The following is a 21,730-nucleotide window of genomic DNA, read 5'->3' as shown; positions in this document are numbered from 1 at the left end:
GCAGGCGTCCACGTTACTCAGCGGTTTGTTGGTTGTTTTATAAAAAAAAACGAACTAACAAACCTACAGGCGAACCACGATTCCTTTGCTATCAAACACTTGATACCTCAAAGGTGAGACTCAATGTGCCAAAGGTGAGAGGAAATGTGCAGTTCGGGTGAGATGTCTGAGCGGAGAAGGGGAGATTTATAGTGTGTCCAGGTGAGAGACAAATGCGCGTTTTGCTGAAGGTGAGAGATATTCCCGTAACACTTGTGGATAACCGGGTGAAACCCCCTGCCATCATGGGCTAGGGGTTCCGCGGTTTCTCCAGCTGGTGAGAGATGGTGTGCCGAAGGTGAGAGATCCTGTGCATGCGATTCGTCCCAGTGCAAAGGTGAGACTTTTTTATTGACATCTCACCTCTGTATGCCTAGAGTCTGCTGAAATTTCCAGGGAACCGGCATGTCCAGTAGCGTCGACCGACGAGTAACCCCTCTTCAATTTGCATTGGACCTATTCGTGGAGATGGCGCCGGCGCAAAGGTCCATCAATGAGGCGAGTCCAGACAAAGATATCGGTTATCAAAAGAACCGGGTATTCGCACGTATTATCGGTTTAGGCCTGTCCGCCAGACGCTTTGTGGATGCCGCTTACTTCATCGTCGCGCAGGAGCCGGAAATCCAGGAAACCTATGACGTGACGCTCAGCTTTTTTAAATGGCTGATGCGCTATGACAGCAGGAACAAGAAGCATTTTTCCAGCGTCATCCGCAGCGTCAAATCTTCCATGCTCGAAGTGATGAGTGCACCGGTGGTGTCCGTTGATTCGAAAGGACGGATGCTGGCGGAGCCTCTCGAACCCGGCGAGGAGGGGAGTGCCGGTGATGACGGTGCGGATGAAGACCTGGTCGTCCAGAATGAAGACGGGGACTGGCTTGAGCTGATAGGCCGGGTCAGCGTCAGAAATGGCCGGATTCGCTTCCGGGTGCCTATCGAGCTGCAACGCCTCATCAAGGACCCTGAGAACTCGTACTGGACTAGCCTGTTAGTCACCTCGAGATTTACGCTCATCTATGCTCGAGGCATTTACGACCATGTCTTGCCATCCGTGCCCAGCGGGCTAACAGACTGGTTGTCACTCGACCTCGTTCGAAACTTGCCCGGTAAGTCATGGGCAAACAACGCTGAGTTCAAATACTTCAAGCGCGATTATCTCGAGCCAGCCGTCAACCAGATCAATGAACTGTCCGACATCGAGTTGTCGTACGAGACCCGTGCCGGAACTCCCGGCTCGCGAAAGAAAGACCAGATACGCTTCCGGCTCAAACGCAAAGAAGGGGCATTGGCATCCAAAGCCGCCATGCTGAACTCGGTCGTACTTTTCAAAATGCTTCAGGATGAATTCGGACTGTCTGAAAAGCAGTTTGAAAAAATCGCTGAGAACAGGGTCGTCTGGACAGACGAGCGCATTCAACAAGCCATCGACTACACCCGGTGGACAATCAGGCAGGGGACCAAGGTAAAAAGAGCCTCCGCCTACTTGATGAGGGCTCTTTCGGACAACTACCGAGTATCCGAAGCCGACAGGCAGGTTGAGTTGATTCAGGCTCAGCTTGCCGAGGCGACGACGGGCGAACAGGGAGCCAGGTCTGACAGGCAAAAGGCAGTCGAGGCGAGCCTGGCGGCGGCTAATGCGGCAGCCGACAAACGTCGACAGGAAGAGATTCGCCTGGCGCGCGAATTCTTCGACACAGCAGACAAGAAGATACGGGAGGACCTCGTCCGCAAGTTTGTCGCGTCGAGCACAATGGGACTCCGCGCTATTGAGCGTCAAATGCTCAAACCGGCTAATGTCACTGAGGCCAACATTCTGAATCTGCCGGACGTTGCCAATACGTTCAGTTCGTACGTCGCCGGCGAAATTAGAAAAGCCGCGCGCGCGCGTGCGCGGAATCCATAACGTTCTGCAAGGCTAGCAGCAACACGCAGGCGGAACCGCGCGGCAAAGCCCTGTCAGCAAACGTGTCCAAATGCAGCTATGATTTCGTGCGGCGATTGGCGCCGACACAGGAAAGGAAAAAATCCGGATGCTTCATGTCATTGCAACGATCACTGTCCAGCCCGGTCAACGCGAAACCGTGCTGGCACTCTTCAACAAGAACCGCCCGGCGGTGTTGGCGGAAGAGGGATGCATCAGCTACGAGGCGGTAGTCGACGTACCGGAGTTTGGGGCGATGCAGACACCGCTCGGCAAAGACACCTTTGCAGTAATCGAACGCTGGGAAAGCGCGGAAGCATTGAAGGCGCATGCGGCCTCTGCGCATATGGCCGAATATGGACGCAATACTCGTCCACTGGTCGTAAGCCGCGTCATCAACGTGCTTCAGGCTTGCTAAAGGCGTCGGCTCGTGCAGCCTGGCGTTGGATGAGCAGGCAACGTCCAGGCAGTTAACTGCCTAAACGATCAATGACGCGGTGAATGCTTTCGCGCCATATTGGCCGCGGCGCGCCGGATTCCCGTGCTCGCGGTCACACACCTGCGCAACGGGATTCAAAACCGCCGACGTCAACGCCAGCTCGCTACCCATGCCCGGTAGCGCGAAGCCGACGTCGGTGCGATCCATGAAGCTGATGATAAAAGGTGGTCACCATCACCGGCGGCAGTCGGAACCCTCTTTGCTTCATCGCCTGTCTCCCTGGCAATACCGACCGCTCAGAGGTTCGGCGGTGGGGGATACACCTTGCGCTCAAAGACCCGTGGCTCATGAGCCGGCAGCACCTTTGCTCCAAGCGCCGCGATGCGGCGGAAGCTTTCGTCGTAAGCGCGCAGGTCCGTGTGGTTGCCGTTCGGGATCGGCTCGCTGCCGTCCTCCGGCCAGTTCTCGTAGAGCGGAATCAGGTCGCCCGCGATGAGATACGGTCCTGCCTGCGTATCGACCAGCACACCCTGTGAGCCTGCCGTATGTCCCGGTAAGCGTAACACGCGGATGCCGGGCACTACGTCGGCGTCACCGAACGCCACGTCCATCCGGTCGAGAATGTCCACCCACGGTGGTGTGTGGCCGCGTTGATTGGTTTCGTAGATCGGCCGCTGGAACGGCACCGGCCAGACCGCCTCTTTCAACTCCGCTTCCTGGACGTGAAAGCGCGCGTTCGTGAACAAGCGCGCGCCGCCGACATGGTCGTTATGCAGATGAGTGAGGATGACCAGTTCGACGGAAGCCGGATCGACGCCTTCGCGCGCCAGGCCGTACTGCAGCAGGTCGTCGATTCCGGCATCCGTCTCGGTGTAGCACTGCGGTGCGCGTGAGCGGGAACCCGGTCCGGCGTCGACGACGATCGTATGGCGAGCGCTGCGCAGCAACCACGCGATACACGGCGCATGCAGGCGCGCGGAACCGCAGTTCTTGCGGTACAAAAAGCACGAGCGCTCATGATTGACGATGTCGCCGCAACGGATCGGTACGATGGTGAAGTCCATGACTGAAGTCTCGCTTCAACTGTGTTTATGGTGCTGACGCCGGGTGCCTGCTTGACGGGCCGGCGCCTGGTCGAATCCTGGTCGCGTCTGGGTCCGGTTTCGCGATCAGATGAACGATCACGTTCCCTTCGTGCGCATTCAAGAGCATGGCGATGTAGCCGTCGTACCTGGTGCACGTGACCCGCCGGGCGTATTCGCAGGCGCTCAAATGATCCAGGACGGTCGCGGGTATTACCGTCGCGAAGTCCCAGTATAGGGCAAATGAGTAAGCGCTTTCTCTTGAGTTTCTCCGGGTTTTTCCCTAAACTACCGAGAAATTCTCATGGTTTTGATCAGGCGCTGTCCGAAATCTTATACGCGATAGAAAGCGATTACTTAAATTACGTGCTTGAGTAGTCACTAATTCGTGATCGCGCATGACGTGCGGGGCAATGCGCGTAACCGCTGGGACGATACATGCGGCAACTCGGCTATGTGCCGGGGAATGACGCCGGACGGTATGGCGTGCAGATCGCGGCGAAGGCGGCGGGTGGAGGGTAGGCGAGAGACGCTCTTCCAGCTGCTTCGGTTAACTTGCGGAGTTCGACGGAAACCCTGAACGGACCGACCAGGCGAAGCGCCGCGCCCGGCGATGGCCATTTCTAAAGGTGCCGCGTTATAGTATGCCGCAAAGAGAAGGCGCGATGGTGCGCCTCGACATCGGGCAGGGTGGAAGTTGACCAACGAGGCAAAGAAAAGAGCGCCGCGTCGCAAATCGAATGCGATTTCGGTGATAGATGTCGCGCGCGCGGCAGGGGTATCGACGGCGACCGTTTCGCGCGTGTTGAACGGCAACGCAAAGGTAGCGGCCGAACTGCAGAACCGCGTGCGCGACATCGCGCAAGAACTCGGCTACACACCGCACGCCGCGGCGCGCGCGCTGGCATCGCAGCGCTCGAAAACGATCGGCGCGGTGATCCCATCGCTGGAAAACCAGAACTTCGCGATCGGCGTGTTCGCGCTGCAAAAGCGCATCGGGGAAGCCGGCTATACCTTGCTGCTCGGCTGCTCGTACTACGATCAGGAAGACGAACTGAAGCAGGTGCGCGCCCTTATTGCGGACGGCATCGCCGGGCTGATGCTCGTGGGCCGCAGCCACTCGCCCGCGCTCTACGAACTGATCGAAAAGGAACAGATTCCGCTCGTCAATGGCTGGACAGTCGATCGTGACTATCCGTATGTCGGCTTTGACAACGTAGCGGTCGGCCGTCGCCTCGCCGACTATCTGCTCGATCTCGGGCACACGCGCTTCGGCATGATTACGCAAATGACGCAGCACAGCGATCGCGCGGCTGATCGTATTATCGGCGTGCGCGCGGCGCTCCAGGCGCGCGGACTGCAGTTGCGCCACGAGCATCTGATCGAGATGCCGCACAAGATCATTGAAGGCCAGATGGCGATGAAGGCGCTGATGAACGGCCCCGAGCGTCCCACGGCCGTCATCTGCGGCACCGATCTGCTGGCAATCGGCGCGCTGGCCGAGGCGCGCGAGTCGGGTATCGACGTGCCGGGCGACCTGTCGATCGCGGGCATCAACGACATCGAATTTTCCAGCTTCACGTCGCCGCCGCTGACGACCATGCGGCTCGCCGCTGATGAAATCGGCGCGCGCAGCGCCGAGTATCTGCTCGCACGGATCGAAGGACGGCCCGTGAGTTCGCAGTACATCGTGCCGACCGACCTGATCGTGCGCGGCACGACGGCGCGTCCTCGCAACACCTAGGTCGCCGCCGCGCGGCGCGTTGTGCAAAAAGACGCAGAAAGCCGCACCACGTCAGCGCGGGAGCAGGGATCGCAGCACGCCGGCGGACGCCGGATCGCCGATTCGTGAGACCGGGCAGACTCAGATCCCCGCCGGTTCCAACAACAATACGATGGCGCGCATGCATGCGTATAACGCATACATGCGCGCGGACTCAGTACGCAACCCGTCCGCCCGCTTCATTTCGGCTGCGGCGGGCACCTCGAATTCGCCGCAAAGCCACAGCCAGAACGCTGGTTTAGCGACCTGCCTCGCAAGTTCGATACACGATAACGTGTAATCTAGTTTCTCCCAACGTCGCAACTCTCGGTCGGAACCGCTCATAAAGCTCGCGCCAAAGTATTTTTACTGGCGTGCGTGAAATATGTTTACACTGGTTCTCGCAAAAACGTTGCCCGGAAAACTGCGTGCGGGGCATCAAACGTGCGCGCAAAATCAGCGAACTGAAGCATGGATAACCTACAGGTAGTACCTCACTCCACGACCGACACCCTGGCGCGAATCCGGGCGATTTCTGACTCCCTGCCTGACGCGCAGCAACAGGTGGGAAACGCGATACTCGCCGAGCCGGAGTGGTCGGTGCGAGCCAATGTCGCGGAGATTGCGCACCGCGCGGGGGTCAGCGCACCCACCGTCGTTCGATTCTGCCGCGCCGTGGGCTTCGAAGGGTTGAGCGACTTCAAGCTGCAGCTTGCACAGAGCCTGGCGGTAGGCACGCCGTACCTTCATCGAGCGGTCAACGCCAAAGATGACGTAGCGAGCCTCGTCCACAAAATCCTGTACGGCGCCGCCGCCGTGCTGACCGGTCTTGAGAGCCAGCTCGATGCCGACACGATCGGTCACGCCATCGAGAAGCTCGCTGCGGCCAACCGGATCGACTGCTATAGCGTGGGCAGTGTGTCGACTTTTCTCGCCAACGACGCCCAGGCGCGCTTCGCGCGCCTGGGTCTCACATCCAACGCCTATTTCGATCCGCATATGCAGGTCATCTCGGCAGCAGCGCTGTCGCCCCGCGACGTCGTGCTCGCGATTTCACACGTCGGACGAATGCCGACCTTGCTGGAAGCCGTAGCGCTCGCGCGCGAACAGGGCGCGACGGTAATCGGCATTACCCGGCCCGACACACCGCTTGCGAAGCAGTGCACGATTCCGATCGGCATGATCGTGCCCGAGGACGCCGCTGCGCGTGTGGGCACGGAGGCGTACCTTGCCGGCCAGATACTCATCGAGGTTCTGATGGTCGGGGTTGGCTTGCGACTCGGTCCATCGGCGCTCGAGCGGCTCAAGCGAGTCCGGTCCGTGCTGCGCGAGAGGGGCGTCGATAGCGACGTCCACCCGGCGTTGCAGCGCGCCTGGTCAGAAGCGGAGCGCGATGCGCTCGGCGGTAAACAGGTATGAGTACCCCGGCGGAATAGCGCCACGCGGGTCCCCCGGCCGGGATCGGCCAGCGCCCCCAAAAATTTATTTTTTTCCTTTTTGACATCAAAGGATCAAAGCTTTACGCTTGGTTCTGAAATTTAGTTACACCCAAGCCGAATCGCCATGTGGGAGCGGGTGACGGCAGACCGATACGGGTTTGCTCTATTTCAATAGGAATACAAATTAATTTAGTGCTGTAAACAGCGAAATTGCAGTGAGTTTGTGCGTGGTCTGTTGAAATGCTGGGCGGCCGGCCGAGCGGATGTGGTTCTTTTTGGCGGCGCATAGCGACGATATCGGGCCTTGAAAGTGAAATTTACTTACATCTCATCCACAGCAGCATTTGCCTTGGCGAAATTGGACCTATGAACGGAACACCGGAAGCGCACGGCTCCACGCATTGGCTGTTTCAGGGCGGCTTCGTGATCGACGGGAGCGGAGCATCCCGCTTTCGCGCCGACGTGCGCGTCGAAAACGGCCGCATCAGTGAAATCGGCGCGGATCTCGGGCTGCGCGGGGCGACGTGCATCGACGCGTCCGGGCGTGTCGTCGCGCCCGGCTTTATTGATGTGCACACCCACGACGACGAAAGCGTCCTGTCGGCGCCACAGATGCTGTCCAAGATAAGCCAGGGCGTGACCACCGTGGTGGTGGGCAATTGCGGGATCAGTCTCGCGCCGCTCGTGCACGCGAACGTGCCGCCGCCGTTAACCTTGCTGGGCGGTTCCGACAAGCACGTCTTTCCAACGATGAAGGCCTACGCGCAAGCCGTCGATGCCGCACGTCCGGCGGTCAATGTCGCGGCCCTCGTTGGCCACTCGACATTGCGCGTCGCGACGATGGACGACCCTTACCGCGCCGCGACACGCGCGGAACAGACAAAGATGGCGGACCTGATGCGCGAAGCGATGGCCGCGGGCGCGACGGGGCTCAGCACGGGTCTCTTTTACGACACCAACGCGGCAGCAGACGTTGCCGAGGTCACGCTGCTGGCGCGTATCGCCGCCGAAGCCGGCGGCATTTATACCGCGCATATCCGCAACGAAGCCGAGGACGTGATCGCGTCCCTGGACGAAGCGTTCACGGCCGGGCGAGATGCCGCTCTGCCCGTAGTGATCTCACATCACAAGTGCGCGGGGCCGACCAACTGGGGACGGTCCGTCGAAACACTCGCACACATCGACGCCGCGCGGCGTACGCAGCCGATCGGCCTCGATGCATATCCTTACGTCGCCGGTTCGACCATTTTGCGCCCGGACCTGGTGGACGGCATCATTGAAATCATGGTGACGTGGTCCGAGCCTTACCCTGCAATGAGCGGGCGCTCACTGGCCGACATCGCGCAGGAGTGGCAATGCAGCCAGAAAGAGGCATGCGAGCGCCTGCAGCCGGGCGGCGCAAGTTACTTCCAGATGCGTGAGGACGACGTGCGTCGCGTCCTGCAACATGAGGCGACGATGATCGGCTCAGACGGCCTGCCGCACGATCGTCATCCGCATCCCCGCCTGTGGGGGACTTTTCCGCGCGTGTTAGGCCATTACTCCCGCGAACTGGGTTTATTCCCGCTGGAGGAGGCCGTGCATCGCATGACTGGCCTGTCCGCACGCCGTTTCAATCTGCTGGATCGCGGTGAGATCGCGGTTGGCAAGCACGCGGATCTGGTCGTGTTCGATCCGGATTTCGTGATTGACCGCGCCACCTACGCGCACCCGACCACGCCGGCCGCCGGCATCGACAGCGTCATGGTGAGCGGCTCGATGACTTACGACGCACAAGGCGCTACCGGCATTCGGGCCGGCCGGTTCCTGCGTCTCGGGGCCCGCTCATGAGACTGTCACTATCGGTATCGTCCGCCAACCAGCGCCTTCGCAGCAAACGTATCGGCTACGATCGCCGCGCGTTCGCCTGGCTGCTCAATACACCGGCGCTCCTCGCGATCGTCTTGCTGTCCGCGTTCCCGATCGCCTACTCGGCGTGGATCAGCCTGCACCGGTACAACCTCCAGCGTCCGCACGCTTTCAAGTTCGTCGGCCTGTCGAACTACAGCGACATACTTCAGTCGCCTGAGTTCTGGACCGCCCTGCGGATCACCGTCGTCTACACGGTGCTGGTGGTTCTGCTGGTGGTGGTGTTCGGCATCCTGATCGCGCTGCTGCTCAACCGCGAGTTTCCCGGCCGCGCGCTGGTGCGCACGCTGGTCCTGCTACCGTGGGCCATTCCGCCCGTGGTGAATGGGCTGATGTGGCAATGGATCTATGACGCCAAGGTGGGCGCGCTCAACGGCCTGCTGGTCAGCCTCGGCTTGATCGACCAGTATCGCGGCTGGCTGTCGACGCCCACCTCGGCTTTGCTCGCGCTCGTGTTCTCGGAAGTCTGGAGCCTGTTGCCGCTCGCGGTGATCCTGTTGCTCTCCGCGTTGCAGCGCATTCCCGCGGAGCTTTACGAGGCGGCCGGCATGGACGGCGCCAGCAGGTTCCAGCTGTTCCGGTACATCACCTTGCCCTGGCTTTCGCAGTCATTGCTCGTCGTATTGATCCTGCAGACGATGTCCGCGCTCCGGGCCTTCGACGTCATTTATGTACTGACAGCGGGCGGCCCCGGCACGGCCACCACCACGCTCACGTGGCAGACCTACCTCACCACATTCGATAACCTCGATTTCGGCCACGGGAACGCCTACGCCTGGCTGGTAAGCCTGATTACGCTGGGGCTCGCCCTGGCCTATTTCCGAGTGCTGTACGGACGTGGGGACTTTGAAGCATGAGCACTCTTCTACACCCGTTGTTCACACCCGCCGGCCGCCAGTCGCGGCGCAAGGTGTTCCTGATCGTGGCGGGTATCGCCGTCGCGATCTATATCCTCGCGCCGTTCTGCTGGCTACTGCTGACGAGTTTCATGCACGAGCGTGACGCGCTGACAGTGCCGACGCAGTGGATTCCCCGCCATCCCACGCTCGAGCACTACGAGATGTTCTTTCATCCATCGGGAACGAGCGCGATCGTCGGTGGCCGTGCTGCCGAAGAAATGCTTCCGGGCATGCTGAACTCGCTGATCGCCGCGCTCGGTACGGCCGCGGTCAACCTGGTGCTCGGCACGCTCGCCGGCTATAGCCTCGCTCGTTTGCGTTTTCGCGGGCAGGGCGCGCTTCTCGGTGTTTATCTCGGCTCGCGCATGGTCCCGGGTATCGCGCTGATTGTGCCGCTGTATCTGACGCTCAAGAATCTCGGCATGCTGGACCATCTGTCCGCGCTGATCATCACATATGTGACCTTCACGCTGCCGTTCACGATCTGGCTGCTGAAGAACTACTTTCAGACTATCCCGCGCTCGCTCGAAGAAGCCGCGCTGATGGACGGGTGCAGCTGGTTTCAGATGCTCGTCAAGGTGCTGCTGCCCGTCGCCATGCCCGGACTCGTCTCTTCGGCGATGTTTGCCTTCATGACCGCGTGGAACGACTACCTGTTCGCCGTGATCCTGACGAGCACGACAGCGTCGAAGACATTGCCGGTAGTCGTCGCGGGCTTCGCCACCGACGTGACGACCCAGCGCACGCTGATGGCGACGGGCGGCGTACTGGCCATCATCCCGCCTCTGTTGCTGGCGTTCCTGTTCCAGCGCCTGATCGTCCAGGGACTGACAAGCGGTGCCGTGAAGGACTGATTATGGCAATCCATTCAATGCAATCTCATGGCCTCAAGGAGGTCCACGATGTCGTCCAGTGAAGATTCCTATCATGCGTTGTCCCGCCGTCGCTTTCTCACGATGTCCGCGCTCGCTGGCACGGGCGCGGCGCTCGGCGGCCTCGGGCTGATGTCCCCGGCGCGCGCGGCTGAAGCTTCCGTGCGATTCGCCGGCTGGGCTTTCGAGCCGCAGGTGGTCGAACAGCGGCTGAAGCAGTTCATGGCCGAGAATCCCGACATCAAGGTGAACTACTCGCCGCTCGACATGCAGTTGTACAGCGAGAAGATGATCGCCCTGTTCAATGCCGGCTCCCAGCCGGACACGTTCTATGTACGCGACACGGACCTGGGTGCGTGGGTTGACGCGGGCTGGCTGCAGCCGATCGACGGCTTGCCGAAGCTCGACGAACTTAACCGCGACATCTTTCCTTTCGACCGTCAGGCGCTCTTCTACAAGGGCAAGCAATACGGCACACCCTACTACGGCGACATCTACGTCTACATCTACGACCGCGCCGCGCTCGACAAGGCCGGCGTCAAAGCGGCGCCGGTAACGCTCGACCAGCTCAAGAACGCGGCCCTGGAAGTCAAGAAAGCAGGCATCGCCCAGTACCCGATCCTGAAGGGCTACAAAACGAACGTGGACGGGCTGAGCGAATTCTGGTCCATGGTGCTCGCCTCCGGCGGCCATCTGTTCAATCCTGCGATGGACCCTGTGTTTCCCAATGAAGACAAGACGGCGCTGACGGTGCTGCAGTGGATGGTCGACGCGATGCATAGCTGGCAGATCCTGGACCCGCGTGGCCTCGAACTCGACGACACCCAGGTGCGCGACGCTTACCTGAGCGGCCAGGGTATTTTCACGTCCAATGTCGGCAACGTCTTTCCTCGCTCCAACAATCCGCAGTACAGCAAGCGCGCCGGCAACATTCGCATGACGCGCTTTCCAGCCGTGAAGGATGTCGGCAAGGGACCGATGGGATGGGCACGCCTGTATGGCATGAGCTCCCAGACCAAAGCGCGCGACGCGGCCTGGCGCCTGATGTATTTCCTCGGCGGCAAGGATGCCAAGGGCCAGTACTCATCCGCCGAGACGTGGTATCTCAAGTACGGGGTAGGGTATCCGTTCAAGCCGCTCGATAGTGATCCACAGATCATGGCCTCGCAGAAACAGTTGGGCTACGAGCCGGCGATCATTCAGCAGCAGATGGCGAATGCGCGTACTCGCGAGAACATCGGCACGACCTGGTACAGCGAATGGGACCGCTTTACGCAGCAGCAGATTCAGGCTGTGTTAATGCGGCAGATCACGCCGATCGCGGCATTGACCGCGTCGGCGCAAAAAGCGCAACAACTGAAGAAGGAGGCGAGTTAATGAGCTATTTCACGCTTGAGCGCGACGGGGACGGTCCCCCGGCGGTTTTCCTGCACGGGTTCTGTCAGTCGTCGGCCTACTGGGAGCCGACTGCCGATCGGCTCGCCGCTGCGGGCATTCCGTGTCTCGCACCTGATTTGCCCGGCTTCGGCGCGTCGGCGGGCGAACCCGGTCCGTACACGATGGCCGCGCTGGCGGACTCGGTCGCGCGTCTGCTCGATGCACGCGGCCTGTCCCGCATCACGTTGATCGGCGGGTCCATGGGAGGCGTCGTCGCGCAGCAGTTCGTATTGCGCTACCCGGAACGCGTCGCACGCCTGCTGCTCGTCGCGACCGGCGCGATGGCCGCGGACCCCGCCGCGGCGCTCGCGAAGGCCGACGCCATGGCGGCCGCGCCCTGGGACGAAGCCGCGATCGAGCCCGTCGTGAACGGGTTCTTTCTGCGCCCGCCATCGGCTCCTGATCTGGCGAGGTTCCGCAGCATCGCGCTGAGCGCGGCGCACGCCGCCGCCATCGATGCAGCACGCTCCAATGCATCGAATAACACGCTCGACCAACTCGCCTCCATCCGGGTTCCGACGCTGATCATCCAGGGTCGGCATGACCGCGCGCGCACGCCCGAGCATGGCGCAGAGATGCAGGCAAGGATTGCAGGCGCCGCGTTGGCAGTCATCGAGGACGCAGGCCACACGCCGCAACTCGAGCAGCCGGACGCATTTCATGAGGTCGCGCTGCCTTTCCTGCTCGCTGATCGCGTCGATCAACCGGTCGCCGGCCGGACCACAGCCTGAACCACGGAGAACGTAAATGATTGTGAATGAAATCGCGGACAAGGTCTGCCTGGTGACCGGTGCGAGCCGCGGGATTGGTGCGGCAGTGGCACGCGGGCTCGGTGCCCGTGGTGCGAAAGTGATGGTTCATTACCGCAGCGGACGCGCGCAAGCCGAGGCGGTCGCCGCCGACATCGAGCAGCATGGCGGCATTGCTCGCATCATAGAGGGCGACATCGCGCAGCCCGATACCGCCGAGCGGCTGATCCGGGAAACGGTCGAGACCTTCGGGCGGCTGGACGTGCTGATCAACAATGCCGGCGACCAGATCTCGCGCGTCGGCATTGCAGAGTTTCCCGACGAGCTCTTCGAGCGCCATCTGGCGATCAACGTGCGGCCTGTGTTCGCCGCATGCCGCGCGGCCGTGCGCCAGTTTCGCAGTCAGAAGAGCGGCGGCAATATCATCAACGTCAGCTCCGTCGCGGCGCGCACTGGCGGCGGTCAAGGTTCGGCGGTCTATGCCGGCGCGAAGGCGTTCATGTCGACATTTTCGCGTTCGATCGCAAAGGAAGTCGCGCCCGAAGGCATCAGGGTGAATGTCGTCTCGCCGGGGGTGATCATGACCGACTTGCAAGAGCGCGTCACCTCGCCCGAACAACTGAAGGCCACCGCGACGCAGATCCCGATGGGGCGTATAGGCGATCCGGAGGACTGCGTCGGAACCTTCCTTTACCTGTGCTCGGATCAGTTGAGCGGCTACGTGACCGGCCAGGTCGTCGAGGTCAACGGCGGTCTGCTGATGCCTTGACGCGAGCGTCCCGCCATTCAACTACTCATTCCCGGAGCATCGCTTTGGCAAACCTCAGCATCCACAACGTTAAAAAGTCCTATGGCTCTCACTCCGTCATTCAAGATATCAGCGTGGATATCCCTGATGGAGAATTTGCGGTGCTCGTGGGTCCTTCCGGCTGCGGCAAGTCGACGCTGCTGCGGATGATCGCGGGCCTCGAGGACATCACGTCGGGACAGATCCGCGTGGCGGGGCAGGTAGTGAACGACGTGTCGCCCAAAAACCGCGACATGGCGATGGTGTTTCAGAACTACGCGCTTTACCCGCACATGACGGTTGGGCAGAACATGGGGTTCTCGCTCAAGATCAGCAATGTCCCGAAGGCTGAAATCGAGCAGCGCGTCAGGCGTGCGGCTGAGATTCTCGCACTCGATCCGCTGCTTGAGCGCTATCCTCGCCAGCTCTCCGGCGGGCAACGCCAGCGCGTCGCGATGGGACGCGCGATCGTGCGCGATCCGCAAGTTTTTCTGTTCGACGAGCCGCTGTCGAACCTCGATGCCAAACTACGCGTCGCCATGCGCACCGAGATCAAGCAGCTCCATCAACGCCTGCGGACGACGACCGTCTACGTCACTCACGACCAGGTCGAGGCGATGACGCTGGCCGACAGGATCGTGGTGATGCGCGACGGTGTCGTCGAACAGGTAGGTGCGCCGCTCGAGGTCTACGATCAGCCGCGCAACGTGTTTGTCGCAGGTTTCATCGGCTCGCCGGCCATGAATTTCCTGCGGGGCGCGCTGGTCGTTGGCGACAAGGAAACCGTGTTCCGTTCCGATAGTGGCATGACGATTCGCCTCGGCCGCCAACTTACGGCAGACCGTTCAAGACCGGTGATTCTCGGAATTCGTCCCGAGCATTTCGTCACGACGGCGGATGGCACGCCGACCGAAGTCGTAGTCGTCGAGACGACCGGATCGGCCACTCAGGTCAATGTCCGTTACGGCAGCGACGAGATCGTCTGCGAGTTTCGCGAACGCGTTCTCGCGCGACCGGGAGAGCGTCTGTGTATCGCTCCGCTACCGGAGGCCATACACCTGTTCGACGCCGAAACCGGCCGACGTCTGACCGGACTTGACCGCTCCCTTTCCTGATGAACACGCCGTACACCGGTCTTGCCTTGTACGGCGCGTAATAGTCCGCGCCCTCCCGCCGACTACCCCGGAATCAGCACGCGACTGCGCGTGAGCACTTCTTTTGCCAGCTCCACGATGGTATCCGCGCCGCTAAGACACTCTTCCTGATAGGCGACAAAGAACCCTTGCTGAGTGATCGGCCGTTCAGTGTTCAGCACGTGAATCAGCCCGGAATCGATCTCCGCGCGCATGATCGCGGGCGACAGCACGGCCGCCGCATGTCCGGCCGCGACCAGCCGCGACATCATCGACAGGGAATTGCATGAGCTGATGTTGTCTGGATTGCAACCGGCGCTACGGAACCAGTTCATCACCAGCGAATGGTTCGATGACGGTTGTGAGACGGTGATGATCGGCACCGACGCAAGCTCGTGAGGCGCGATCGTGCTACTGGGCACGAGTTGCGGCGACGCAACCCAGTGCAGATCCGTGTAGCCGATGGCGGTCTCGACCACGTGGGGCGCATCGGTGGAATCATTCAGTATCGCGATGTCGAGTTCGTGCGCACCAAGCTTGCGTCCGAGTGCGACACCCACATCGATCGTGAGTTCGATCTTCATGTGCGGGTATCGCGTCTTGAGTTGCGTCAGCAGATCGGCAAGCCCAGCGTGGGCGATCGACTCGATCGCGCCGAGACGCAGAAGCCCGTACATGGGGTCGGTACGCTTGGCAATCTGTTCGAGTTTTTCGGCGAGCTTCAGCACCTGTTCCGCATTGGCAAGCGCGTCGCGGCCTGCGAGCGTGAGTTCGGAGCGCGTCCGGCTGCGCGTGAAGAGCTGCACGCCGAGATGTTCTTCGAACTCCTGGACGCGCGCCGAGATAGTCGGCTGCGTGAGATGTTGATGGCGCGCCGCTGCATGAAACCCACCCAACCGCGCCACCCAGTAAAAGGTCTCAATTTGCTGAAGTGTAATACGCATGATCGAAGGTTTCTATCAGATGGTCTCGCTAACTTTGATTATCTCCCGGAAAAATTGCGTTCGTATACTCGGTGCACTCTTCGGTTGCCTCTTCGACACCGGAACGTAATGTGTTGTTGGTCATTTTTCAGCAAGACAGTCCGTAGGCTCCGATTGCCCCGCGCGCAATCAAAACCTCCCGGTCTCGAGATACGAAGTGGTGCGCGGTATATCACAAGATCGGCATACGAATCCTCACGATGAATTGGGAATCCTTATGATAAGGAAGTCACTACTCGTTCTCGCACTTTCGAACGCGTTCGCTATTCCAGCGTTCGCGCAGAGCAGCGTCACGTTGTACGGGATGATAGACGAGGGCCTGACCTACGTCAGCAACTCGGCCGGCCATAGTCAATGGGCCTTGCAAAGCGGCGTTGAGGGCGGCAGCAGATGGGGTTTGAAAGGCAGTGAGGATCTCGGCGGCGGCACGAAGGCGATCTTTCAGTTGGAAAACGGCTTCAACGTTTCTACAGGCGGGCTCGGGCAGGGCGGCCTGGAATTCGGCCGGCAAGCCTACGTCGGCCTGACGAATCAACGCTGGGGCACGCTGACACTCGGCCGCCAGTATGACCCGATTGTCGACATCATTGGGCCGACCACTTCCAACGGCCAATGGGGTGGCCTGTTTTCGCACCCGAGCGATATCGACAACACAGACAATGCTTTTCGCGTGAACAACTCGGTCAAGTACGTCACGCCGACCTGGGCAGGCGTGACGGCCGAAGCGATGTACGCATTCGGCGGCGTCGCAGGCGACTTCCGGAAGGAGAGCACGATCGGCGCCGGCGCGGATTATCGCAATGGTCCGTTCTACCTTGGCGCCGCATACTTTTACGCCACCAACCCCGCGCAACAGTTTACGGACGGTGGTTTCAAGCCGAACGCCATACCGGGCGTGTCGAACGGCGAAGGCGCATTCGGCTACGTCGGCAATCCGGGCAACATGCAGAACATTGGCGTGGGCGCCGCGTACACGGCCGGGCCGGCGCGGGTCACCTTGGCCTACACTAACACACGGTTTGAGGACGCTAGCGGCGTGGTGGGTAACACGGTCACCTTCAGCAACTATGAAATCTGGGGGCAATACCACGTGACGCCAGTGACGACTTTGGGCGCCGGCTATACCTTCACGGAAGCCAAGGTGGACTACAACGGCGCGAGACCCAAGTACAACCAGATCAACCTGCTGGCGGACTACGCTCTCTCCAAACGCACCGACGTCTACCTGAACGCGGCATATCAGAAGGCGGCTGGCGGAGCAAACGCGGATATCTATCAAGGCTTCCCGGGATCGGAATCGAGCACGACGACGCAATGGGTCGCGCGCGCGGCCCTGCGTGTGAGATTTTGACGGCGCCGCTCGAGCGGCAACCACTACTGAAGCGGCGGAGTGAATATGAACACGAGAATGGCAGCGCTGGCGCACGGCCGTAAATCATCGGTTCGATGGAGGATCTTCTGGTTCCTGCTCGTGCTGATCACGATCAACTACGTGGACCGCGCATCGCTGTCGGTCGCGATGCCCCTGATCTCGAAGGAGTTCTCGCTCTCGCCGGTGGTGCAAGGCTTGATTCTGAGTTCGTTCTTCTGGTCGTACACGATCATGCAGATTCCGTCGGGCATGCTGGTCGACCGCTTCAAGCCGCGCATCGTGATCACGGTTGCGACGCTCGTCTGGGGATGCTTTCAGGCCGGCGCGGGATTCTGCACGAATGCTGTTTCACTGCTGCTAATGCGTCTCGGTCTCGGGTTCGCCGAGGCGTCGATCGCGCCCGCCGGCGGTAAGCTCAATGCGCTATGGCTAACGCGCAACGAACGCACAAGGGGCGCGTCGCTGATGGACGGCGGCGCGCCGCTAGGCGCAGCGGTGGGATCGCTGTTGATCTCCGCGTTGATCGGACTATTGGGCTCGTGGCGCCTCGCGTTTCTGGTTGCGGGTGTCGCCACGACGCTGGCCGGCGTCGTGGCCTGGTACTTTATCCGTAATCATCCGCGCGAGCATCCGGCGGTCAACGAAGAGGAAGCGTCGTTCATCGAGCGTTCGCACGAGGAAGAACTCGAGCGCGAGCCGGCCAACGCATCCGGGCGTGCAATCGACTTTCTGAAGTACCGCTCCTTCCTGTTCATGTTCTTCGGCTTCATGTGCTGCAACACGTTGTTCAACGGATTGCTCACCTGGATGCCGAGCTATCTGATCAAGGTGCACGGCCTCGACATCCGTCAAATGGGTGGGTCGAGCTTCATCATTTACTTTTCCGGCTTCGCCGGGGAACTCGTCGGCGCGTGGATTGCCGATAAGTGGCTGGCGGCGGGCGGCAGGCCGAACACGGTGTTGCGTACGATTTTCGGCACGGCCGGCGTGATTGCCACCGTCTCGGTGTTCTCGGTGGCTTACCTGTCCAGCGCGACGCTGGTCGTCGTGCTGCTCTCGTGCACGGTTTTCTTTTTGCGCTGGGGCAACCTGTACTGGTGCATTCCGCCCTTGCTTGCCACGCGCAACAAGGTCGGCGCGCTCGGTGGTTTTCTGAACCTGGGGGCGGCGGTCGGCGGCATTGGCGCGCCGATTCTGGTCGGCGGGATTGTCCAGGCGACCGGGTCGTATTTTCTCGCCATGATGTTCTTTGCGGCGACCGGCGTCGGCTTGCTGCTCTGCTCGCTCGGCATCGACTACGAGAAGAAGCTGCCTGTATGAGGTCTGGGATGCCCGAAGCGGATCTGGACGTCGCGGCGGTGCACCGCACCTGCTCGACACCCATCCGCCGCGGGTGACTCGCCGGTCGATTCGAATGACCTGAGCGCTTTCCGGTCTTAGATTAACAACAATCAGTAAGGACGCTTTGATGAACCCAGATGACTCGAATAGCCTGCCTTGGCAATGGCCCGAACCCCATTGGCGGAAGCTGGTCGACCAGGTGCGGGCAGGACGCGCGCTTCGCCCCAATGCCTGGCCCGCTGAAGCGCGCTGCGCGGTGGCGCTTTCATTCGATTGCGACCACGAAACCAGCGAGTTGCGCGAGGGCGGAAAGTCGATCGGCCGGCTCAGTTGGGGACAGTATGGTAGCCGGGCGGGCATGCCGCGCATTCTCGACGTGCTGCGCAAATATGGCGTGCCGGCCTCGTTCTTCGTACCGGCGGTCACTGCGCTTTTGCATCCGGAAGAGGCGCAGCGCATCATCGGCGACGGTCACGAAATCGGCCTGCACGGTTGGATTCATGAACTGAACTCGATACTCCCGCATGAGGCGGAACGCGATCTGTTGCTGCGCTCGGCGGATACGCTCGAGACCATCACCGGGCAGCGTCCGGTGGGCATGCGTACGCCGTCATGGGATTTCAGCCCGCATACGCTTTCGATCGCGCGCGAGATGGGGTTGCGCTACGACTCGTCGTTGATGGCCGACGTCGACTGCTATGAGTTGCTCGAGGCCGGTGTGCCGAGCGGTCTCGTCGAACTGCCGGTCGAATGGATTCGCGACGACGGGGCGTATCTGATCATGAACCGCTTCGAGGCGGTGCGCCCTTACACGTCGCCGGCCGACGTCTACGATATCTTTCGCCGCGAGTTCGACGCGGCCTATGAGGAGGGTGGCGTGTTCCAGTTGACGATGCATCCGCACGTCACCGGTTACCGGTCGAGGATATGGATCCTTGAAGAGATCATCCGGCATGCGCAGTCGTTTCCGGGAGTCTGGTTCGCGACGCACCGCGATGTTGCCGAATGGGCGCTTGAACATGCACAACCGACCTGAACTTGGGGTGAGCGGCAGCGGGCAGCCGCGCTTTCCCGTTCCGCCGAAGGCGACCGATAGTCATCACCACATCTACGATGCGCGATATCCAGTCGATCCGTCCGCGCAGTTGCAGCCGCCTGACGCGACGGTCGCCGACTATCGCGCGCTGCAGCGGAGGCTGGGTGTCGAGCGACATGTCGTCGTTCAACCGTCTACGTATGGAACCGACAACCGTTGCCTGCTCGATGCCCTGTCGCAGTTCGGACAGAGCGCGCGCGGTATCGCGACCGTGCCCGTCACCGTGACGGACGGTGAGCTGGCCGGTCTGCACGATATGGGCGTACGCGGCTTGCGCTTTAACCTCGAATACCTGGTCGGCGTCACGGTATCGATGATGGAGCCGCTGTCGAGGCGGATCGAACCGCTCGGTTGGCACATTCAGGTCAATGCCACCGCGGCGCAGCTGCTCGCGCACCGGCAGTTGCTTGCGAGTCTGTCGTCGCCGCTCGTGATCGATCATATGGGACAGATCCCGCAGCCGGGCGGTGCGGAGCATGCCGCGTTCCGGATGGTCGAGGCGCTGCTGGCCAACGGCCGTACCTGGGTCAAATTGAGCGGGCCCTATCTCGTGTCGCGAAGCGGAGCGCCGGTCTACGCCGATGCCGGCATGGTCGCGCTCAGATTTGCCCAACTTGCTGCGGACAGGATGCTATGGGGATCTGACTGGCCTCATCCGACGCAAGCCGCCGACAACAAGCCGGACGCTGCCTGCTTGCTGGATGATCTCGCCCTGTGGATACCCGATGAATCGACGCGCCATCGAATCCTCGTTGAAAATCCCGCGAGGCTTTACGGTTTTTAGCGTGCGTGCGTGCGTGCGTGCGTGTGCGGCGCGCCGCGCCGCACGGTTCAGCGCTTGCCTATATAGGCCACCACGTCGATCTCCACGAGCACACCTTGCAGACCGGCTTCCACGGTCGTTCGCGCGGGCTTGTGCTGGCCAAACCAGCTCGCATAGAGCGCGTTGAAGCGGCTAAAGAGCGTCAGGTCGGTCAGATAGACCGTGACCTTGACGACATCCTCCAGTCCCGCGCCGGCGGAGGCCAGTACCCGCTCGACATTGGCGAGCGTTGCACGGGTCTGCTCTTCGATCGACTCGCCGATCAGCTTCCGGTCGGCGTCGCGCGGCGTCTGGCCGGACAGGAAGACGAAGTCGCCCGCTACCATCGCGGACGAATAGTGCCCGCCTGGTGTGAAGTCGTCTGGATTGACGCTACGCAATGCGCGGGGCGTGCCACTGTCGTTCATGTTTTTACCTTCGCCTTGATCTGCTGTTTTTCCGACTTGCCGCGTGAGCTGCGTGGCAAGTCGCGTTGTATCGCTTCAATCGACGTCTACCGGCTGCGGACCGCCCGGCCTATCGACGGCTCCCGAGTTGCTCACGCACTTCCCACGACCCTTCGGTGTTAAGCACCATCGCGTTGGGGTAGAGATAAGCAGACGTGCAAGCGTGACGCGGCAATAACATCACCCGGTCGCCGACAGCCAGATCGGTGTTTTCGACCACGACGTGCTCTTCGCTCATCATGACGATCTTGCCGTCCCAGCGAAAGCGCTCGGCAAGCGGCTTGTCGGGCGAGATAGCCTTCGAGCCCGCATCGAGCGTGGCGGTGGTGCTGCTGCGTGAAATCACCGTTGCCAGTACATATGCGCTCGGCGTCCAGCCGAGCGCTTGCAAGTCCAGGTCGTGTTGAGCGCTCGAATAGGTCCAACTGCCCGGGGACACGAAGTCGGCGAGGGTGCGCGGCCACAGATCGAACGTATAGCTGCCCCCGGCGACGAGCCGCGTCGGCAGTCCCTCTGCATCGGCGGCGCGCGTCAATGCCGTCACTTTCTCCACGATGGCGGCCACCCGCGTGCGGCGCGTGGCAATGTCGAGATCATGGATATGGCCGTCGTAGACATGCCATCCTCCAAAGCAGCCGAGCGCGGCCAGCTCACGGGCCAATTGCAGCGTCGCCGCTTCGATCGGCGCGCCAGTTCTGCCCATGCCGGGATCCAGATCGATGAGCAGCGCGAGATTGGTCAACGGCGCCCCATTCGTCGCGAGACGCCACGCGGCTACGCCTGCCGCCGAGTCGACCAGCGCCTCGACCCGTGCGTCCGGATGAGCGTGCGCCAACGCGAGCAAGGTACGGATATGCGCGGGGTTGACGGTCGGATACGCCCAGACGACGTGTTTCGCGCCGGCCTTGAGCACCATCGCCACTTCTGCCACGGTGGCCGCCTTGAACGCAGTCACGCCTTCGCGAATCAGCCTCTCGACGACCCATCCGGCACGATGCGTCTTGACATGCGGCATGAGCCGTTCCACCCCTCCACATGCACGGGCGGTCGCATACAGGTTATCGACGATGCCGCGCTCGGAGACGATGAAACACGGTGTCTGCAAGTCTTCCGGCAAGCTGGCGGCCCACGACGGCGCACGTCTGAGAGTGGTACTCGAAAGGTCGGACATGGTTGGTACGGTAAGAGAGGAAAAGGGCGTCG

At 61.3% G+C, this 21,730-nt stretch carries 20 protein-coding genes; 15 read left to right on the top strand and 5 right to left on the bottom strand.

Annotated elements, in window-relative coordinates; translation table 11 throughout:
• Window positions 1-444 precede the first annotated feature (444 nt).
• Together P0D84_RS47200 and P0D84_RS47195 are read left to right on the top strand one after the other, a co-directional pair.
• Window positions 445-1,941: a replication initiation protein gene (locus P0D84_RS47200; protein ID WP_408350993.1), complete on the top strand. Its 1,497-nt coding sequence runs from the start codon at window positions 445-447 to the stop codon at window positions 1,939-1,941.
• Between the two features lie 127 nt (window positions 1,942-2,068).
• Window positions 2,069-2,377 (top strand): putative quinol monooxygenase, encoded by a 309-nt coding sequence (locus tag P0D84_RS47195; protein ID WP_408350990.1) that lies wholly within the window; start codon window positions 2,069-2,071, stop codon window positions 2,375-2,377.
• 60 nt (window positions 2,378-2,437) lie between these two features.
• Here P0D84_RS47195 and P0D84_RS47190 read toward each other — a convergent pair whose 3' ends face one another.
• Window positions 2,438-2,605 (bottom strand): hypothetical protein, encoded by a 168-nt coding sequence (locus P0D84_RS47190; protein WP_408350987.1) that lies wholly within the window; start codon window positions 2,603-2,605, stop codon window positions 2,438-2,440.
• Between the two features lie 89 nt (window positions 2,606-2,694).
• Window positions 2,695-3,462: an N-acyl homoserine lactonase family protein gene (locus tag P0D84_RS47185; RefSeq protein ID WP_408350984.1), complete on the bottom strand. Its 768-nt coding sequence runs from the start codon at window positions 3,460-3,462 to the stop codon at window positions 2,695-2,697.
• 769 nt (window positions 3,463-4,231) lie between these two features.
• Here P0D84_RS47185 and P0D84_RS47180 point away from each other — a divergent pair.
• The 9 genes from P0D84_RS47180 to P0D84_RS47140 all read left to right on the top strand — a co-directional run bounded on the left by P0D84_RS47180 (window position 4,232) and on the right by P0D84_RS47140 (window position 14,448).
• Window positions 4,232-5,224 (top strand): LacI family DNA-binding transcriptional regulator, encoded by a 993-nt coding sequence (locus tag P0D84_RS47180; protein ID WP_408350981.1) that lies wholly within the window; start codon window positions 4,232-4,234, stop codon window positions 5,222-5,224.
• A 489-nt stretch (window positions 5,225-5,713) separates the two neighbouring features.
• Complete coding sequence (locus tag P0D84_RS47175) at window positions 5,714-6,661, top strand: MurR/RpiR family transcriptional regulator (RefSeq protein ID WP_408350978.1); 948 nt, start codon at window positions 5,714-5,716, stop codon at window positions 6,659-6,661.
• Between the two features lie 386 nt (window positions 6,662-7,047).
• Window positions 7,048-8,511, top strand: a complete 1,464-nt coding sequence (locus P0D84_RS47170; RefSeq protein ID WP_408350975.1) for an N-acyl-D-amino-acid deacylase family protein — start codon at window positions 7,048-7,050, stop codon at window positions 8,509-8,511.
• Window positions 8,508-9,446 carry a carbohydrate ABC transporter permease gene (locus tag P0D84_RS47165; RefSeq protein ID WP_408350972.1) on the top strand — a complete coding sequence of 313 codons (939 nt, stop codon included), beginning with the start codon at window positions 8,508-8,510 and terminating at the stop codon, window positions 9,444-9,446. Before P0D84_RS47170 ends, P0D84_RS47165 begins: the two co-directional genes overlap by 4 nt.
• A complete protein-coding gene (locus P0D84_RS47160) occupies window positions 9,443-10,342 on the top strand; it encodes a carbohydrate ABC transporter permease (RefSeq protein WP_408350968.1) in 900 nt (299 codons plus the stop codon). Before P0D84_RS47165 ends, P0D84_RS47160 begins: the two co-directional genes overlap by 4 nt.
• A 48-nt stretch (window positions 10,343-10,390) precedes the next feature.
• Window positions 10,391-11,737, top strand: a complete 1,347-nt coding sequence (locus tag P0D84_RS47155) for an extracellular solute-binding protein (RefSeq protein WP_408350965.1) — start codon at window positions 10,391-10,393, stop codon at window positions 11,735-11,737.
• Window positions 11,737-12,528 (top strand): alpha/beta fold hydrolase, encoded by a 792-nt coding sequence (locus P0D84_RS47150; protein ID WP_408350962.1) that lies wholly within the window; start codon window positions 11,737-11,739, stop codon window positions 12,526-12,528. The genes P0D84_RS47155 and P0D84_RS47150 overlap by 1 nt, the downstream gene beginning before the upstream one ends.
• Window positions 12,529-12,550: 22 nt before the next feature.
• Window positions 12,551-13,315, top strand: coding sequence for an SDR family NAD(P)-dependent oxidoreductase (locus P0D84_RS47145; RefSeq protein WP_408350959.1), 765 nt, complete (start codon window positions 12,551-12,553; stop codon window positions 13,313-13,315).
• 44 nt (window positions 13,316-13,359) lie between these two features.
• Window positions 13,360-14,448: an ABC transporter ATP-binding protein gene (locus P0D84_RS47140; protein WP_408350955.1), complete on the top strand. Its 1,089-nt coding sequence runs from the start codon at window positions 13,360-13,362 to the stop codon at window positions 14,446-14,448.
• A 62-nt stretch (window positions 14,449-14,510) separates the two neighbouring features.
• Here the strand turns inward: P0D84_RS47140 and P0D84_RS47135 are convergent, their stop codons facing one another.
• On the bottom strand, window positions 14,511-15,410 hold the full coding sequence (locus P0D84_RS47135; RefSeq protein WP_408350952.1) for a LysR family transcriptional regulator: 900 nt from the start codon (window positions 15,408-15,410) through the stop codon (window positions 14,511-14,513).
• A gap of 259 nt (window positions 15,411-15,669) precedes the next feature.
• On the opposite strand from P0D84_RS47135, the gene P0D84_RS47130 reads away from it, so the two are divergent.
• From P0D84_RS47130 to P0D84_RS47115, 4 genes are all read left to right on the top strand, one after another.
• Window positions 15,670-16,800 carry a porin gene (locus tag P0D84_RS47130; protein ID WP_494478252.1) on the top strand — a complete coding sequence of 377 codons (1,131 nt, stop codon included), beginning with the start codon at window positions 15,670-15,672 and terminating at the stop codon, window positions 16,798-16,800.
• Window positions 16,801-16,845: 45 nt separating this feature from the next.
• Window positions 16,846-18,141: an MFS transporter gene (locus tag P0D84_RS47125; protein ID WP_408350946.1), complete on the top strand. Its 1,296-nt coding sequence runs from the start codon at window positions 16,846-16,848 to the stop codon at window positions 18,139-18,141.
• Between the two features lie 148 nt (window positions 18,142-18,289).
• On the top strand, window positions 18,290-19,198 hold the full coding sequence (locus P0D84_RS47120) for a polysaccharide deacetylase family protein (RefSeq protein ID WP_408350943.1): 909 nt from the start codon (window positions 18,290-18,292) through the stop codon (window positions 19,196-19,198).
• Entirely contained in the window at window positions 19,182-20,042 is an 861-nt protein-coding gene (locus tag P0D84_RS47115; protein ID WP_408350940.1) for an amidohydrolase family protein, read from the top strand. Before P0D84_RS47120 ends, P0D84_RS47115 begins: the two co-directional genes overlap by 17 nt.
• Window positions 20,043-20,089: 47 nt before the next feature.
• Here P0D84_RS47115 and P0D84_RS47110 read toward each other — a convergent pair whose 3' ends face one another.
• Together P0D84_RS47110 and P0D84_RS47105 are read right to left on the bottom strand one after the other, a co-directional pair.
• Window positions 20,090-20,488 (bottom strand): RidA family protein, encoded by a 399-nt coding sequence (locus tag P0D84_RS47110; protein ID WP_408350937.1) that lies wholly within the window; start codon window positions 20,486-20,488, stop codon window positions 20,090-20,092.
• A gap of 109 nt (window positions 20,489-20,597) precedes the next feature.
• On the bottom strand, window positions 20,598-21,698 hold the full coding sequence (locus P0D84_RS47105; protein WP_408350934.1) for an alanine racemase: 1,101 nt from the start codon (window positions 21,696-21,698) through the stop codon (window positions 20,598-20,600).
• Window positions 21,699-21,730 lie beyond the last annotated feature (32 nt).

Source organism: Paraburkholderia sp. RL17-337-BIB-A (genome assembly GCF_046025895.1).
GTDB classification, from domain to species: Bacteria; Pseudomonadota; Gammaproteobacteria; order Burkholderiales; family Burkholderiaceae; genus Paraburkholderia; species Paraburkholderia fungorum_C.
Note: the sequence above shows the minus strand (reverse complement) of the source record. Positions and strands in the feature narration are given on the sequence as shown.

Excerpts from the sequence above, each read along its gene's own strand:
- P0D84_RS47120 (WP_408350943.1), top strand. The coding sequence starts at position 18,290 with ATGAACCCAGATGACTCGAATAGCCTGCCTTGGCAATGGCCCGAACCC.
- P0D84_RS47165 (WP_408350972.1), top strand. The coding sequence starts at position 8,508 with ATGAGACTGTCACTATCGGTATCGTCCGCCAACCAGCGCCTTCGCAGC.
- P0D84_RS47150 (WP_408350962.1), top strand. The coding sequence starts at position 11,737 with ATGAGCTATTTCACGCTTGAGCGCGACGGGGACGGTCCCCCGGCGGTT.
- P0D84_RS47195 (WP_408350990.1), top strand. The coding sequence starts at position 2,069 with ATGCTTCATGTCATTGCAACGATCACTGTCCAGCCCGGTCAACGCGAA.
- P0D84_RS47185 (WP_408350984.1), bottom strand. The coding sequence starts at position 3,462 with ATGGACTTCACCATCGTACCGATCCGTTGCGGCGACATCGTCAATCAT.
- P0D84_RS47175 (WP_408350978.1), top strand. The coding sequence starts at position 5,714 with ATGGATAACCTACAGGTAGTACCTCACTCCACGACCGACACCCTGGCG.
- P0D84_RS47200 (WP_408350993.1), top strand. The coding sequence starts at position 445 with ATGTCCAGTAGCGTCGACCGACGAGTAACCCCTCTTCAATTTGCATTG.
- P0D84_RS47190 (WP_408350987.1), bottom strand. The coding sequence starts at position 2,605 with ATGGATCGCACCGACGTCGGCTTCGCGCTACCGGGCATGGGTAGCGAG.
- P0D84_RS47125 (WP_408350946.1), top strand. The coding sequence starts at position 16,846 with ATGAACACGAGAATGGCAGCGCTGGCGCACGGCCGTAAATCATCGGTT.
- P0D84_RS47160 (WP_408350968.1), top strand. The coding sequence starts at position 9,443 with ATGAGCACTCTTCTACACCCGTTGTTCACACCCGCCGGCCGCCAGTCG.
- P0D84_RS47170 (WP_408350975.1), top strand. The coding sequence starts at position 7,048 with ATGAACGGAACACCGGAAGCGCACGGCTCCACGCATTGGCTGTTTCAG.
- P0D84_RS47155 (WP_408350965.1), top strand. The coding sequence starts at position 10,391 with ATGTCGTCCAGTGAAGATTCCTATCATGCGTTGTCCCGCCGTCGCTTT.
- P0D84_RS47110 (WP_408350937.1), bottom strand. The coding sequence starts at position 20,488 with ATGAACGACAGTGGCACGCCCCGCGCATTGCGTAGCGTCAATCCAGAC.
- P0D84_RS47115 (WP_408350940.1), top strand. The coding sequence starts at position 19,182 with ATGCACAACCGACCTGAACTTGGGGTGAGCGGCAGCGGGCAGCCGCGC.
- P0D84_RS47105 (WP_408350934.1), bottom strand. The coding sequence starts at position 21,698 with ATGTCCGACCTTTCGAGTACCACTCTCAGACGTGCGCCGTCGTGGGCC.
- P0D84_RS47135 (WP_408350952.1), bottom strand. The coding sequence starts at position 15,410 with ATGCGTATTACACTTCAGCAAATTGAGACCTTTTACTGGGTGGCGCGG.